Genomic DNA, 15,248 nt, shown 5'->3' with positions numbered 1-15,248 from the left:
GCTTGAAGCTTCAGGATGGCGTGAATGGATATTGCCCTAGATCCCCCCAGGGGAGCCGCTGGAGTAGCCTTAGGTATGCCCATCAGGGAGGCAGAGAGGATACTGTCCGGTCTGTACGGGTGCGAAGCGCCTGGTTATTCGAGAGGAAGTCGTGGTGTCGCGCACTTTTCGAACGGTATGACAATCCAGGCCCACGCCGATGGGGTCGGGATGGTGGAGGCGGTCGAGATATATCGACCCAATGATCCGACGGTAAGGGTATTGTACGGGGACATATCGGTCTTTGGTGATCGGTGTGATGTCGTAGAGGAACGACTGAGGAGCCGAGTTCGAATAGAAATAATCAACGACGGAGCAACCGTCGTTGCGCCGGATCTCTTCCTGGCGCTTGGCAGAGATGAGTCGGTTAGCGGAGAGGGCGCCGCTGGAGAATTCTTCGAATCCGTGGTGGTCGCTGCCCCTGGTTATTACGATGACCTCGATGATCCGTCGGTAACCGGCCCTGCACCCAATTCTCCCGAAGGGGAGCAGGCGGGTGGGCAGGAAAGTCTGTTCTGACGCTTTCTGGGGCGACGTGCCCGCGGATTTCTTTAGTTGGCTCTGGCTGGGCGGCTGATTGCGTACCTGGCTCCATCTAAACGCGTGTCCAGTCCTATCTCGACGGGCCGGTGTCGGTGGAGGTGCTGTCTCTTGCTCGATTGCGAGTTTCGGGCGATGCCTCCCACTTGCCTTCCTCTCTTCGGCTCCAAGTTTGGTACTGAGCTGATCCCTCTGAGCCAACACATCCGCGCGGTGCTGGTGCAGATTGATTGCGTCGGCCACATTTTTGCTTGTCGCACACCTGGAGAGTCGGCTCACTCAGTTCCACCGCAACCTCGACGAGGACCTGCAGCCTCGTGGTACCACTGGGTCCATAATCGGCTTGACGACGCTTGCGTTCAGCGAGTTCCTGCATCGCCCCGCGGCCGCAGTCGAGCGGCTTGGCAGGCACCGGGCAAAGTGCGGTCTGGCTCACGTATGTCGGCACCGGTCATCCGCGTGAGACGGAGTGACCGGGCTGGTTCAGCGGCGTGCTGCGCGTAGGGCGTACCAGGCTGAGCCGAGGGCGAGCACGCCGAAGCCGGCGAGCACGCTGCCCAGCGGCAGGTTGACCGCGAGCAGGATGCAGCCGACCAGCCCGGCCCCGGCGAGGGTCTGCACCGGCAGGCGTCGGTCGGAGTCCCGGCCGAGGGCCAGCGCCGCCGCGTTGGTGATCGCGTAGTAGACCAGCACGGTGACGCTGGAGAAGCCGATCGCGCCGCGTACGTCGGCCAGCATGACCACCAGGATCACCACGGCTGCCACGGCCAGCTCGGCGCGGTGCGGCACCCGGTGTACGGGGTGCACGGCGGCCAGGGTGGCGGGCAGGGCACGGCGGCGGGCCATCGCCAGGGTGGTGCGGCCGACCCCGGCCACCAGGGAGAGCAGCACGCCGGTCACCGCGACGGTGGCTCCGGCACGGACCACCCAGGCCAGGCCGGGCAGCCCGGCGGCGGTCACCACGTCGGCAAGTGGTGCGGCCGAGGCGGCGAGCCGTTCCGGGCCGAGCACCCCGAGGGCGATCACGGCCAGTACCAGGTAGATGACCAGCACCAGGCCGAGGGCGAGCGGCACCGCGCGGGGGATGGTGCGTTCGGGATCGCGTACCTCCTCGCCGAGGGTGGCGATGCGGGCGTACCCGGCGAAGGCGAAGAAGAGCAGGCCGGCGGCGGTGAGGATGCCCCGGGCGGAGCCGCCGGGCGCGTCGATCCGGGCGATCGAGACGTCGGTCGCGCCGGCCACCGCGACCAGGGCCAGCACCGCCAGCACGACCAGCACCAGGATGCGGGTGGCGGTGGCGGTCTTGGCGATGCCGCGCAGGTTCACGGCGGTCACCGCGACGACGGCGGCGACGGCGACGAGCCGAGCCTGCCCCGGCCAGAGGTACGCCCCGATGGTCAGCGCCATCGCTGCGCAACTGGCCGTCTTGCCGACCACGAACCCCCAGCCGGCGACGAAACCGGCGAACGGGCCGAGCCGCTCCCGGCCGTACACGTAGGTGCCGCCCGATTCGGGGTAGCGGGCCGCCAGTCGCGCCGAACTTGTCGCGTTGCAGTAGGCGATGAAGCCGGCCAGCGCCAACGCCACCAGCAGGCCGATGCCGCCGGCCGCCGCCGCGGCCGGGGCGAAGACCACGAAGACGCCCGCACCCAGCATCGACCCCAGACCGATGACCACGGCATCGGGTACGCCCAACCGGCGTGCCAGCTGATCCACGGCGGCAGCCTAGACAGGCTTGGTGAACGGCCGGTCCCAACTTCGTAACCGGGCGGGCAGCGGCAGTTCGTCCCAGGGCACCCGGTGCAGGATCCGGTCGAGCAGCAGTCCCAGCAGCAGCCCGGCCACCGAGTCGCTGAGCCAGTGCCAGCCCAGGTAGGTGGTGGTGCACAGCACGACGGCCGGCGGGACGATCCGGATCGCCAGCACCACCCGGCGCGGCAGCCTCCGGCCGAGGGTCGCCAGCAGGGGTGCGAGCAGCAGCGCGATGACGCCGTACCAGACGATGGCGTTGGCCACGTGCCCGGACGGGTACGACTGGGCGAAGCGGACCGGCAGGTCCTCCTGGAACAGCGGAAGGGTCTGCTCGGGCGGCAGGAACGGTTCCTTGATGCTGGCGCTCGGTGCCGGCCGGGCCGTCCACACCTTCAGCGGGCCGATGGTGAACAGCGTGAGTACGAAGGCGGCGACCGGGACGAACAGCGGGCGCACCGAGCGCAGCCGGATCGCCAACAGCACCGACAGGCCGGCGGCGATCAGGGTCAACGGGGTGCCCTGACCGAGGTAGTTGAGGATGATCGCGACCCACCGGGCGGCGGTGGGCCGGTGCGCGTCGGCCCAGTCGGCGACCGACCGGTCGATGCCGAAGAACCAGCCGGCGGCGAGTGCCACGGTCAGTCCGACGAGGGCGGCCAGCAGCAGTGCGTCGAACCACCAGCCGGCCGGTCGGACCGGTGCCAGGCGTACGCGTCCGCGTACCGTCGTGGTTTCTCGCACCCGATCACGCTACCGGCCGCGCGCGGGCGGCCGGGTTCGGGCGGTGATCGTGGTGACTGTGTGCCCAGCCACGCGGGGAGGCGTTCCGGCGGGGAAAGCGTCAGACTTGACTGCGTGCGGATCACTTCGGCCCTCGTGGACCCGGCGCTGCTCGACCTGCCCTGGTCGACACCGCTGGAGCAGTGGCCGGCCGAGCATCTGGTCGCCCTGCCGCAGGGCATCTCCCGGCACGTGGTGCGCTTCGTGCGCCTCGGTGGGTACGTCTACGCGGTCAAGGAGACCGGGGAGCGGGTCGCCGAGCGGGAGTACGACCTGCTGCGCGCCCTGGAGCGGATCGACTTCCCGTCGGTGCAGGCGGTGGCGATCGTCGCCGACCGGGAGTCCGACTCGGGTGAGCCGCTCGACCCGGTGCTGATCACCCGGCACCTCCAGTTCTCCCTGCCGTACCGGGCGTTGTTCTCGCACACGCTGCGACCGGAGACCATGGGCCGGCTGCTGGACGCGCTGGCCGCGCTGCTGGTCCGGATGCACCTCACCGGCTTCTTCTGGGGCGACTGCTCGCTGTCGAACACGCTGTTCCGGCGTGACGCGGGTGCCTTCGCCGCCTACCTGGTCGATGCGGAGACCGGGGCGCTGCGCAACGGTCTCTCCAACGGTCAACGTGGTGAAGACCTGGAGATCGCCCGGGTCAACATCTTCGGCGAGGCACTCGACCTGCAGGCCGCCGGTCTGCTGCACGACTCGATCGACCCGGAGGTGGTCTGCGAGGAGGTCGTGCAGCGCTACGAGCGGCTGTGGCACGAGATCACCTACGAGCAGCAGGTCGAACGGGACGCCCGACACGACATCGAGGGCCGCATCCGCCGGCTCAACGAGATGGGCTTCGACGTGGCCGAGGTGGCCATGTCGACAATCGGCAACGGGCGTTACCTGATCCGACCGAAGGTGGTCGACGCCGGCTACCACCACCGGCGACTGCTCCGGCTGACCGGTCTGGACGCCGAGGAGAACCAGGCCCGCAAGCTGCTCAACGACCTCGACGCGTACCGGGCGGAGAGCGACCTGACCGACGAGCAGCAGGCCGCCCACCGCTGGCTGACCGAGGTGTTCGAGCCGGTGGTCCGGGCCGTCCCCGCGCACCTGCGCCGCAAGTTGGAGCCGCAGGAGTTGTTCGCCCAGATCATCGAGCACAAGTGGCTGCTCTCCGAGCGGGCCGCCCGGGACGTCGGGATGCGTCACGCCGTGCAGTCGTTCCTCACCGAGGAGCTGGTGCACCGCCCCGACGAGCAGGCGGTGCTCGGCGTGGAGATCCCCTCACCCCGCTGATGCGGGGTCACTCCACCCAGGTGCCGCCGCGCATCACCCGGACGACGTTCAGGTCGTTGTCGAGCACCACCAGGTCGGCGCGCAGACCAGGCTGGAGGGCGCCGACCTGGTCGCCGAGGCCGATGGCGAGCGCCGGGGTGGTGGAGACCATGCGTACCGCGTCGGGCACCGGGATGCCGGCGGCCACCGCGTGCCGCAGGGCCGCGTCCATGGTGAGGGTGCTGCCGGCGATCGCACCGTCGCCGGCCAGTCGGGCCACCCCGTCGGCGACGGTCACGGCCTGGCCGCCGAGTTCGTACTCGCCGTCGGGCATGCCGGCAGCGGCCATCGCGTCGGTGATCAGCGCGCAGCGTTCCGGCCCGGCGGTGGAGGTGGCGAAGGTGAGCGTCCCGTCGTGCAGGTGCACCCCGTCGGCGACCAGTTCGCAGATCACGTTCGGGGTGCTCAGCAGCGCCACGACCGGCCCCGGCTCGCGGTGGTGCACCGGACGCATGCCGTTGAACACGTGCGTGCCGACGCTCGCGCCCGCCGCGATGGCGGCGCGGGTCTGCTCGTACGTGGCGTCGGTGTGACCGACCGCGGCCACCACGCCGTGGCCGGTGAGCAGTTCGATGGCGGCCAGTGCCCCGGCCCGCTCCGGCGCGAGGGTGACCATCCGCACCGCCCCGTCACCCAGCTTGATCAACTCGGTCAGCTCGTCGGTGGACGGGTCGCGGAGGAACTGCGGGTTCTGCGCGCCGCAGCGGGCGGCGGACAGGTACGGCCCTTCGAAGTGGAGGCCGGCCAGCACCCCCTCGCGGACCAGCGGCGCGAAGGCAGACGTGGCCGAGCGCATCAGCTCGAAGGGAGCGCTGACCAGGCTGGCCAGCAGGCTGGTCGTACCGTGGCCCAGGTGGAACGCGGCGGCGGCCCGGGCGGAGTCGGCGTCGCCGGTGGTGAAGGTGTGTCCACCGCCGCCGTGGGTGTGGATGTCCACGAAGCCCGGCACGACCCAGTGCCCGTCGCGCACCGACGGGTACTCGGCGACCGCGGTGATCCGGTCGCCTCTGACCTCGACGCAGCCCTGCCGGACGACCCCGGTCGGGGTCACCACCTTGCCGTTCACCCGTACGGTCATGAGTCCTCCAACTGGTCGAGGGCGAGCAGGGCGGCGCCGAGGCAACCGGCCTCGTCACCGAGGGCGGCCGGGACGAGTCGTGGCTCCCGGTGAAAGGTCAGGCGCTCGCGCAGGGCGGTGCGCAGCGGGTCGAACAACCCGGGACCGGCCTGGGCGAGGCCGCCGCCCAGCACGATCGTCTGCACGTCGTACAACGCCTGTCCGGTCGCGAGGCCGTCGGCCAGCGCCTCGACGGCCTCCCGCCAGACCCGGGTGGCCAGTTCCTCACCGGCTGCCGCCCGGTCGGCGACCTCGGCGGCGGTGACCACTGTCGGTCCCGGCGTCGACCCGGCAGCGGACCCGCCGTCCGACGTGGTGTCGGCGCTGTCGGTCGTGCCGGCGGCGAGTGCGGTGTAGCGGCGGGCCACGGCCGAGGCGGAGGCGATCGCCTCCAGGCAGCCGGAGCGTCCGCAGCCACAGCGCGGACCGCCCGGGCGGACCAGGATGTGGCCGAGTTCTCCGGCGGCACCGTGTGCGCCGGTGGCCGCCGCTCCGGCGACCACGTGCGCGGCGGCGATGCCGGTACCGATCGCCACGAACAGCACGTGCCCGGCGTCGCGGCCGGCACCGAGGCGCGCCTCGGCGAGGCCGCCGGCGCGTACGTCGTGGCCGAGCGCCGTGGGCAGGCCGAGCCGGTCGGTGGCCAGGTCCCGCAGCGGTACGTTCCGGAAGCCGATGTTCGCCGACCAGACGGCGACGCCACGGGTCTGGTCCACGATGCCCGGCACCACGATGCCGAGCGCGGTCGGGGTGAGCCCTGCCGTCCGCGCCGTGCCGACCAGCCCGTCAGCCACTGCGAGGATCGTGTCGACCACGGCCTCGGCCCCACGGTCGGCACCGGTGCGGTGCCGTTCGGCGTGCACCACGGCACCGTCCGGACGGATCAGCGCGCACTTCATCCCGGTGCCGCCCACGTCCAGCGCGACGACGACCCTGCCGTCGCGCTCGCTCACGCGAGCACCACGGACCGGCTCAGGTGCCGGGGCGCGTCGGGGTCGAGCCCGCGACTTGTCGCCAGTGCGACGGCGAAGCGCTGCGCCAGGATCAGGTCCGCCATCGGGTCGACCGGGGTGCGTCCGGCGGCCCAACGACCCAGCACGGTACGGACCCCGTGGGTGCGGCTGTGCACGAAGGCCGCGCCGGTGGCGGCGACATCCTCGGGCAGCCCGTCGGGCAACTCGCCGAAGGCCCAGACCAGCCGCCCGGGGGCGGCCACCGAGATGGGGCCGTGCCGGTAGTCCATCGCCGGGTACGCCTCGGCCCAGAAGGTGGCCGCCTCCCGGCACTTGAGTGCCGCCTCCAGAGCCAGGCCGATCGTCCAACCGCGGCCCAGGAAGGTGACCTGCTCGATCAGAGTCGGGTCGATCGGCAGCGGGGCGCGGACGGCGACCTCCGCGTCGGCGACCAGCGCGCCGATGTTGTCGCCGAGTTGCGCGCGCAGCAGCGCCAGCGCGGTGGTGGCGAAGCGGGTCTGCACCACCGACCGTTCGTCGGCGAACGGCAGGGGCACCGCGGCGTCGGCGAGGCTCACCGCCGGGGAGGTGGGGTCACCGACCAGCACCGTGGTCGGGACTCGTCCGTGCAGCGCGGCGAGCAGGTCGAGCACCTCGGTGGTGGTGCCGGAGCGGGTGATCACCAGCAACCGGTCGTAGCGGCGGCCGATCGGGAACTCGCTGGCCTGGAAGGCGTCCGTCTCGCCGTGGCCGGTGGCCTCGCGGCGGGCCGCGTACGCCATCGCCATGAACCACGACGTGCCGCAGCCGACGACGGCGACCCGTTCACCGTCGCGTGGTAGCCGGTCGAGGACCGTCGGAGCGAGGTCTGCTGCCTGGTGCCAACAGTCCGGCTGACTAGCGATCTCCGCGTGGACGTGCGCCATGAGAACTCCTCGCAGCGGCTGCGCAATACGGCTCGTTTGACCCGTCTTTCGCGCGTTATTCTGCGCGAAACTCGATGGAAATAGCAACCGCCTGGTTGATCGAGCAGCATCAGGTTTTGCTGTTTCCTAGTTTTGAGCACTAGTGTGCACGCAACCAATCACATTCGTGCAGACACGGAGGTCCCGGGGTGGACCGTTACGCGAGATGGAACGCCCTGCTCGAGATGCTGACCGAGTCCGGTCGGGTCACCGTCGAGGAGGCCGCCGGCCGGCTGGACGTTTCCCAGGCCACCATCCGCCGGGACTTCGACCAGCTCGCCCAGCAGCAGATGATCACCCGTACCCGGGGTGGCGCGGTCGCGAACGGGGTCTCCTACGACCTGCCCCTGCGCTACAAGACGGCCAAGAACTCCGCGGAGAAGCAGCGCATCGGCGCCGCCGCCGCAGCGCTTGTCACGCCGGGCACGGTGGTCGGCCTCAACGGCGGCACCACAAGCACCGAGGTGGCCCGGGCGCTGGCCGTCCGGCCGGATCTCAACACCAACGCCGAGGGCGCCCAGCTGACCGTGGTCACCAACGCCCTCAACATCGCCAACGAGCTGCTGGTCCGCTCCCGGATGAAGGTCGTGGTCGCCGGCGGGGTGGTGCGACCCAAGTCGTTCGAGCTGGTGGGGCCCCTGGGTGGGGCGCTGCTGCGCGAGGTGACCCTGGACGTCGCGCTGCTCGGCGTGGACGCCATCGACCCGCAGCTCGGTGCCGCCGCCCACCACGAGGGCGAGGCCGCGATGAACAACCTCATGGTGGCTCGGGCCAAGCGAGTGGTGATAATCGCTGATTCGTCCAAGCTGGGCGGTCACGCCTTCGCCCGGATCTGCCCGGTCGACCGGGTCGAGACGCTTGTCACCGACTCGGGCGCCACGCCCGACGTGGTCGATGCCTTCCGCGCCGCCGGCGTGCACGTCATCTGCGCCTGAGGTGTAAGGAAGGGCCCCCTCTTAACGTCTCCGGTAGAGCAGGGGGCCCCTTTTAACAGGGTCTCGGCGTGGCGCTGCATACCGGGTATTGCCTTCGGGTGCATACCAAGTATGGTGTCGTGGTCGCCCCCGCAACGGAGGCGCCCCACACCCAACGGGGGAGGTGCAGCTTGCCAGCTGTCCTGGAAATCGAAGGTCTACGAAAGACGTACCGCAGTCGACGACGCGGCACCCGCAATGCCCTGGACGGCTTCGACATGCGGGTCGAGGCGGGGGAGGTGCACGGCTTCCTCGGCCCCAACGGGTCGGGCAAGACCACCACTCTGCGTACGCTGCTCGGGCTCATCCGCTCCGACGGCGGCCGAATGTCCATTCTCGGCCAGGAAGTGCCGGCGGCGTTGCCCCAGATTGCCCGTCAGGTCGGCGCGATCGTGGAGAGCCCGCAGTTCTTCCCGCACTTCAGCGCCCGCGACACGCTCTCCCTGCTGGCCGGCGCCGGTGAGGTGCCTCAGCAGCGGGTCGACGAGGTGCTGGAACTGGTCGGCCTGCGCGACCGGGCCGGCGAGCGGGTCAAGACGTACTCGCTGGGCATGAAGCAGCGGCTCGCTGTCGCCTCGGCTCTGCTCAAGAACCCCAAGCTGCTGATCCTGGACGAGCCGGCCAACGGCCTCGACCCGGGCGGCATCCGGGAGATGCGTACGTTGGTGCGCAACCTCGCCGAGTCGGGGATGACTGTGGTGCTCTCCAGCCACATCCTCGGCGAGATCCAGCTGATCTGTGACTCGGTCACCATCATCTCGCTGGGGCGTCGGGTCGCCTACGGCCCGGTCGACGAGGTGCTGGCGCAGCACTCCGGCGGCGGGGTACGGGTCCGGCTGGAAGCCGTCATGGACCTGCCGCTCGCCGCGAACGCGCTGCACGGCAACGGTTACCGGGTGACCGCGAACCAGGACCACCTGATGGTCGCCGGGGTGGACAAGCCGGCCACGATCACCCGGCTCCTGGCCGAACAGGGCCTCTACGTCAGCGAACTCGCCCCGGTCACGGTCGACCTGGAGAGCGTCTTCCTCGAGTTGACCAACACCGCGCCGGTTCCCGGCCAGCACCGGCAGGTCGACCAGTCCGTACGAGTCGATGGGGCGGCACCGTCCGCGCCCACCGGGGGAGGTTGGGGCGCGTGAGTCTCTTCCGTACCGAACTGCGCCGGCTGGCCAAGCGGCGCTTCACCCGCTGGATGACCGCCGGTGGCCTGCTGATCCTGGCCCTCGTCGTGGTGGGCCTGTTCGCCACCAACGAGAAGATCGGCCCCGAACAGTGGGCCGAGGCCACGCGGGCCGCCGACCGAAGCCATGCCGAGCAGGTGCGGTGGGCCGAGCAGGAGCGTGCCAGCTGCGAGCGCGCGAAGGCGGCAGGCGAGGACGTCGAGTACTACCCGGCCGACTGTGCGGAGATCGCCCCACCGGCACGGGAGGACATCCAGGCGGAGTGGTACCTCCCGTCGACCTTCATCTTCAAGGCCAACGCCCCGGACATGCTCGTCACACTCGCGGGCATCCTGGCCATGGTCGGCTTCGTGGTGGGTGCCTCCTTCATCGGTGCCGAGTGGAACACCGGCGGGATGATGAACCTGCTGTTGTGGCGACCGAAGCGGCTGAACGTCCTGCTGACGAAGCTGGGAGCGTTGCTCACCGGGATGCTCGCCCTGGCGCTGTCCGCCTCCGTGGCGTGGTTCGGCATTCTCTGGCTGATCGGCAGCTGGCGCGGGACCACCGAGGGGATGACCTCCGGTGTCTGGCAGTCGTTCCTGCTCACCGGGCTGCGCGGGGTCGTGTTGGTGCTGGTCGCGGCGACCGTGGGCTTCGCCCTGGCTTCGCTCGGCCGGCACACCGCGATGGCACTGGGCGGGGCGATTGCGGTCATGGTGGTCGGCCAGGCCGGGCTCGCCATCCTGCTGGACCTGGCCCAGGTCCGGTTCGGCGAGGCATGGCTGCTGCCCACGTACGTGTACGCCTGGATGACCAAGACGCTGACGCTTGAGGACTGGCGGTCCTGCAACGCCTCCTACACCGGTGAGTGCAACCCGGCCACCCTGGACATCACCTGGCAGCACTCGTCGATCCTGTTCACGGTCGCGGTGGTGATCTTCCTCGGCGGGGCGCTCTGGACGCTCCGTCGGCGGGACATCGCCTGACGGGCATCACCTGAAGGGGCCCGTGGGCGCGATCTCTCCCCGGATCGCGCCCACGGGCGGTGTCGCCTCCGGCACCGCCGGCGCGGCGGCGCAGGGCTGGCCGAGGGGCACGGCGCTCCTGGTGCGTCGGGTGTGACCTGTGGTTAGGCTGGGAAACCCCGGTTGGCGTCGCCCGTGCCGGCCGCCCCCGTGAGGAGCCCCATGCCGCCCGCCGACGCCACCCCGACAGCGCAGAGCCCTGAGGCCCGGATGCCGACCAGCGCCGGCCCGGAGCCCGTGGCGGTGCCGCCGCCGCGATCAGCGCCCGAGGACGAGTCCACGCCGACCGCTCCCGACGCCGTGGCCGCTCCCGACGCCGTGGCCGCGCCGGCCGGTGCCCTCGGCGAGCGGGAGCAGGAGATCCTCGCCTTCGAACGGCAGTGGTGGCGGCATGCCGGCGCCAAGGAGCAGGCCATCCGGGATCGCTTCGGGCTCTCCGCCACCCGCTACTACCAGTTGCTCAACGCGCTGCTGGACAATCCGGCGGCGCTGGCCGCCGACCCGGTGCTGGTAGGCCGGCTACGGCGACTCCGCGCTTCCCGAGCCCGTAACCGCCGCCGCTGAACTCACCGCCCGCAGAGCCGGAGCGACATCGGGGGCATGTCGGGACGCCGGGCGGGTAGCCGGGGCGCGGAGGTGGCGGCGATGACCCGAGGTGACCCCGCCGGATCGAGGCGGACCGGGGTGCAGGTGACGCACCCGGGCAGCGGCACCGGGCCGCCCGAGGCGACGGCCGACGAGCGTCGGCGGGGCATGGCCGTCGGATCCGCGCCAACCATGCGGGTACGCTCCGCGTCCGCTCCGCCACCCGGCAGCACGGTCAACGAGGACGTGGTGTTCCAGTTCGGCCCCCTGGTCGGGGTGTTGGACGGGGCGACCGTGCCGGAGGGCTTCGACACCGGGTGTGTACACGGGCCGCAGTGGTACGTCCGGCATCTGGCCGCCCGGCTCGGGCTGGCCGAGGCGGCTCGGCCGGCGGCGACGCTGGTGAGCAACCTGGCGGCGGCGATCCTGGCGGTTCGCGCCGACCACGGCGACCAGTGCGATCTTGACCATCCGGGGACCCCGGCCAGCACCGTCTGCCTGCTGCGCGACGGCGGTGATCAGGTGGACTACCTGGTGCTCTGCGACAGCCCACTGGTGCTCGACACCGGCGACCGGGTCGACGTGATCGTCGACGACCGGCTGGCCTCTGCGGCGGCCGGCCTGCGGGGCACCGCAGCCGCGCTGCCCGACTCGATCGACCGGGCCACCCGGTTGCGGCACGCCGTGTCGGTGCAACGGGAGCGGATGAACCGTACGCACGGTTACTGGGTCGCGGCCGCCGACCCGGACGCGGCGTACCACGCGGTGGTCGGCAGCCTGCCGTTGCGCGGCCCGTCGGCGCTGCGCCGCGCGGTGCTGCTCAGCGACGGAGCGTCCGTCGCCGTGGAGGAGTTCGGGCTGTTCGACTGGGGTGGCCTGCTCGACGTGGTGGCAGCCGAAGGGCCGGGTGGGCTGATCGCCCGGGTGCGGGCTGCCGAGCGGGACCATTCCGACCGGTTGCGCCGGCACAAACGGGCCGACGACGCCTCCGCCGTCTACTGCGAATTCGATCGGCCGGACGACACCGGAATGTGAGGCGGTAACCGATTTCGGCCGACCGGCCGATCCGATTGCACCAGAGGTGCACCTCCTCGCCAACCCGGTGGACTTCCGCTGCCGGGCGCGGAAGACTCCGGCACGTGACGGGTGCGGTCCGGTTGGAGCCGGTGGACGAGCAGAACCTCGAACCGTTGCTCTCCGTAGCGGTCGCCGAGGCGGAACCGGCCGACGTGATGCCGCCGGTGGCGGCACCGGCCGGCTGGTCGCACGCGCGGCGGGAGGCGTTCCGGGAGTTCCACCGGGCCAGCTTCGGCGGGCTCGACGCAGCCACCCGCACCGCCATGTACGCGATCATGGCCGGCGGCGAGGTGGTCGGGATGATCCGGATGGCCCGACGCGACGAGCCCGACGTCGCCGAGGTGGGCATGTGGCTCGGCCGCTCCGCCCGGGGCCAGGGCATCGGCGCGGCGGCGTTGCGCGAGTTGTTGAACCTGGCCGCCGCGGCCGGCATGCGGGTCGTGGTCGCCGACACCACACCGGAGAATCGCGGGGCCATGTCGGTGCTGGAGAAGTGCGGCGCGAAGCTGCGCGAGGACGGCGACCGGGTGCACGCCGAGATCCACCTCGACGCGACGCCACCGGCACTCTAGGGCTCAGCCACGCTGCTCGGCGTACGCGGCCAGCCACGCCACCTGGGCCGGGTCCAGGGACGGACGTACCCGCGCCCGGGCGGTCTCCACGTGTGCGGCGGTGACCGTGGCGGCGGTCAGCGACTCGCGCATCGCGGCCAGTGCCGCCTCCCGGACCAGCGCCGCGCAGTCGGCGGCCGAGAAGCCGTCCAACTCGGTGCCGAGCGCACCGAGGTCGACGTCTTCGGCGAGCGGCACGTTACGCGCGGCGGCGCGCAGGATCGCCGCGCGTGCCTCGGCGTCCGGTGGCGGCACGTAGACCAGCCGTTCCAGCCGCCCCGGGCGCAGCAGCGCCGGGTCGATCAGGTCGGGCCGGTTGGTCGCGCCGACCACGACGACGTTGCGCAGCGCCTCCACCCCGTCCAACTCGGTGAGCAGGGCGGCGACCACCCGGTCGGTGGTGCCGCCGTCGGTGGCCTGGCCGCGTACCGGGGCGAGGGCGTCCAGCTCGTCGAGGAAGACAAGCGTCGGTGCGGCCTCCCGGGCCCGGCGGAACAGTTCGCGTACCGCCCGTTCGCTCTCGCCGACCCACTTCGACAGCAGCTCCGCGCCCTTGACCGAGAGCACGTTCGCCCGGCCTGACCCGGCCAGCGCGGTCACCAGGTAGGTCTTGCCGCAGCCGGGCGGCCCGTAGAGCAGCACCCCGCGCGGCGGCTGCACGCCGAGCCGGGCGAAGGTGTCCGGGTAGGTCAGCGGCCAGAGCACCGACTCGGTCAACTGCTGCTTGACCTCGACCAGGTCACCGACGTCGTCGAGGGTGACCCGGGCCAGTTCCAGGGTGGAGGCGGCCATGCTTGTCGGCCGGACCACCTCCAGGGCGGCGGTGAAGTCGGCCATCCGGACCGTCGGGTTCTCGTCGGACTTCTGGCGCAGCGCCGCGCGGATGCCGGCCTCGCGGACCAGCGCGGCCAGGTCGGCGGCGACGAAACCGGGCGTACGCCCCGCCACCTCGTCCAGCCGTACGTCGTCGGCGAGCGGGACCGGGCGGGTCAGCACTGTCAACTGTTCCCGGCGCAGGGCGGCATCGGGCAGGGGTACGTCGATCCGCAACGAGAGCAGGTCCGGGGCGCGCATCGCCGGGTCGAGTGCCTCCGGTCGGCTGGTGGTGCAGACCACCGCCGCACCGGCGTGCACGACCTGGGCGAGGCACTGACGGAACACGGTCGCCACCGGCCCCGGGGTGTCCGCTGGGGCGAGCGCCTCCACGTCGGTGACCAGCAGCACGGCCGGCCCGTCGGCGATTACCTCGGCGGTGGTCTCGCGCAGCCGGGCGGCGGCCGAGGAGTTGCTCAGGGCGGCGATCTCGGGTGCCCAGAGGGCATGCACCCGGGCACCGACCTGGGCGGCGACCGCCCGGACCAACGCCGACTTGCCGGAACCGGCCGGACCGCTGACCAGCACCCCGAGCGCCACCGTGGTGCCCAGCCGCCCCAGCACCTCGCGGTGGTGAAAGCCCAGGTCGAGCAGTTGGGTCAGCTCCTCGGCCTGGGAACGCAGGCCGGGCAGCTCGTCCACCGACGCCACGTGCTCGGTCGCTTCGGCGGTCGACCCGCTGCCCGACCAGCCCGCCGATGCCGCGCCGGCATCCATGTCACCGGCCCGGCCGGCATCGAGCCCGCCGAACCGACCGGCGGTGTCGAAGCGGGAGGTGTCGGTGGGCGACGCCGTGCCCGTGCCACCGGCACCGGCCAGGGACGCGGCGCGACCGGCCAGCGAGCCGGCGACGCCGTGGGTGCGGGCCCCGTGCTCCCAGCCGACTGTGGTGTCCATGGTGACCAGGGCACCGACCTCGGGTTCGGCGGCGACGACCCGCAGCAGCGTGCTGGTCCAGGCATAACCGACCCGGGTCGACAGGCTGCGCCGGGCCACCTCGACCAGGCTGCGCGTCGCGGCGTCGGGCAGCACGTCCTGAGGCAGCAGCGACACGTCGTCCCCGGTGGTGACCACCTTGCCCAGCAGCGCCAACCGGAGCATCTCCGGGGAGACCACCGCGACGACCTCCGCCGGCCCGGCGAGCAGCACCCGGGCCGCCGCGACGGTGGGAGCGGCGCTCACCCGTACCTGGCCGCCGTCGCGTACGCCGAGGTTGCCCAACATCAGGTCGTCGGCGTGCAGCAGGGCGCTGCTCGCGGTCGGCTCGGCCGGGGCGACGATCCCGGCGGTCACCCGCCGGCCGGTCAACCGGACCGGATCGCCCGGCCGCAGGCCCAGCGCGGTGAGCACCTCGGGGTGCAGCCGGACGATGCCGCGCCGGGCGTCCAGTGCGGCCGCCCGCAGGCTCGCGGTCAAGGTCAACTCGGGTTCGCCCATCGCCCGACCCTAAACGGCCCGATCATCC

General features: G+C 71.7%; 14 protein-coding genes. 8 read left to right on the top strand and 6 right to left on the bottom strand.

Features of this window, described 5'->3' with window-relative positions; translation table 11 throughout:
* The first annotated feature begins 24 nt into the window (after positions 1–24).
* Positions 25–558, top strand: coding sequence for a hypothetical protein (locus C1A38_RS30580; RefSeq protein WP_146017401.1), 534 nt, complete (start codon positions 25–27; stop codon positions 556–558).
* 504 nt (positions 559–1,062) lie between these two features.
* Here C1A38_RS30580 and C1A38_RS00885 read toward each other — a convergent pair.
* Positions 1,063–2,295, bottom strand: coding sequence for an APC family permease (locus C1A38_RS00885; protein ID WP_102655921.1), 1,233 nt, complete (start codon positions 2,293–2,295; stop codon positions 1,063–1,065).
* Between the two features lie 9 nt (positions 2,296–2,304).
* Positions 2,305–3,072: a phosphatase PAP2 family protein gene (locus C1A38_RS00880; RefSeq protein ID WP_102655920.1), complete on the bottom strand. Its 768-nt coding sequence runs from the start codon at positions 3,070–3,072 to the stop codon at positions 2,305–2,307.
* A 60-nt stretch (positions 3,073–3,132) separates the two neighbouring features.
* Between C1A38_RS00880 and C1A38_RS00875 the strand changes: the two genes are divergently transcribed.
* Positions 3,133–4,398 (top strand): DUF4032 domain-containing protein, encoded by a 1,266-nt coding sequence (locus tag C1A38_RS00875; protein ID WP_102655919.1) that lies wholly within the window; start codon positions 3,133–3,135, stop codon positions 4,396–4,398.
* 7 nt (positions 4,399–4,405) lie between these two features.
* Here the strand turns inward: C1A38_RS00875 and nagA are convergent, their stop codons facing one another.
* Genes nagA through C1A38_RS00860 form a run of 3 tightly spaced genes read right to left on the bottom strand, consistent with a single transcriptional unit; the run spans position 4,406 to position 7,433 of the window.
* Positions 4,406–5,515 (bottom strand): N-acetylglucosamine-6-phosphate deacetylase, encoded by a 1,110-nt coding sequence (gene nagA / locus C1A38_RS00870; RefSeq protein WP_102655918.1) that lies wholly within the window; start codon positions 5,513–5,515, stop codon positions 4,406–4,408.
* Positions 5,512–6,453: an ROK family protein gene (locus C1A38_RS00865; RefSeq protein ID WP_233196554.1), complete on the bottom strand. Its 942-nt coding sequence runs from the start codon at positions 6,451–6,453 to the stop codon at positions 5,512–5,514. Before C1A38_RS00865 ends, nagA begins: the two co-directional genes overlap by 4 nt.
* A gap of 50 nt (positions 6,454–6,503) precedes the next feature.
* Positions 6,504–7,433, bottom strand: a complete 930-nt coding sequence (locus tag C1A38_RS00860; protein ID WP_102655916.1) for an SIS domain-containing protein — start codon at positions 7,431–7,433, stop codon at positions 6,504–6,506.
* Positions 7,434–7,621: 188 nt separating this feature from the next.
* On the opposite strand from C1A38_RS00860, the gene C1A38_RS00855 reads away from it, so the two are divergent.
* The 6 genes from C1A38_RS00855 to C1A38_RS00830 all read left to right on the top strand — a co-directional run bounded on the left by C1A38_RS00855 (position 7,622) and on the right by C1A38_RS00830 (position 12,871).
* The gene (locus C1A38_RS00855) at positions 7,622–8,407 is read left to right on the top strand and encodes a DeoR/GlpR family DNA-binding transcription regulator (protein WP_102655915.1); all 786 of its coding nucleotides are present in this window, start codon (positions 7,622–7,624) and stop codon (positions 8,405–8,407) included.
* Between the two features lie 170 nt (positions 8,408–8,577).
* Entirely contained in the window at positions 8,578–9,588 is a 1,011-nt protein-coding gene (locus C1A38_RS00850; RefSeq protein WP_102655914.1) for an ABC transporter ATP-binding protein, read from the top strand.
* On the top strand, positions 9,585–10,598 hold the full coding sequence (locus C1A38_RS00845) for an ABC transporter permease subunit (RefSeq protein WP_102655913.1): 1,014 nt from the start codon (positions 9,585–9,587) through the stop codon (positions 10,596–10,598). The genes C1A38_RS00850 and C1A38_RS00845 overlap by 4 nt, the downstream gene beginning before the upstream one ends.
* Before the next feature lie 201 nt (positions 10,599–10,799).
* Entirely contained in the window at positions 10,800–11,201 is a 402-nt protein-coding gene (locus tag C1A38_RS00840; RefSeq protein WP_102655912.1) for a DUF3263 domain-containing protein, read from the top strand.
* Positions 11,202–11,282: 81 nt separating this feature from the next.
* A complete protein-coding gene (locus C1A38_RS00835; RefSeq protein ID WP_233196550.1) occupies positions 11,283–12,257 on the top strand; it encodes a hypothetical protein in 975 nt (324 codons plus the stop codon).
* Positions 12,258–12,361: 104 nt separating this feature from the next.
* Positions 12,362–12,871 (top strand): GNAT family N-acetyltransferase, encoded by a 510-nt coding sequence (locus tag C1A38_RS00830; RefSeq protein WP_102655911.1) that lies wholly within the window; start codon positions 12,362–12,364, stop codon positions 12,869–12,871.
* 3 nt (positions 12,872–12,874) lie between these two features.
* Here C1A38_RS00830 and C1A38_RS00825 read toward each other — a convergent pair whose 3' ends face one another.
* The gene (locus C1A38_RS00825) at positions 12,875–15,220 is read right to left on the bottom strand and encodes an AAA family ATPase (RefSeq protein ID WP_102655910.1); all 2,346 of its coding nucleotides are present in this window, start codon (positions 15,218–15,220) and stop codon (positions 12,875–12,877) included.
* Positions 15,221–15,248 lie beyond the last annotated feature (28 nt).

Origin of the sequence: Verrucosispora sp. ts21 (assembly GCF_002879555.1) — a bacterium.
GTDB classification, from domain to species: domain Bacteria; phylum Actinomycetota; class Actinomycetes; order Mycobacteriales; family Micromonosporaceae; genus Micromonospora; species Micromonospora gifhornensis.
Note: the sequence above shows the minus strand (reverse complement) of the source record. Positions and strands in the feature narration are given on the sequence as shown.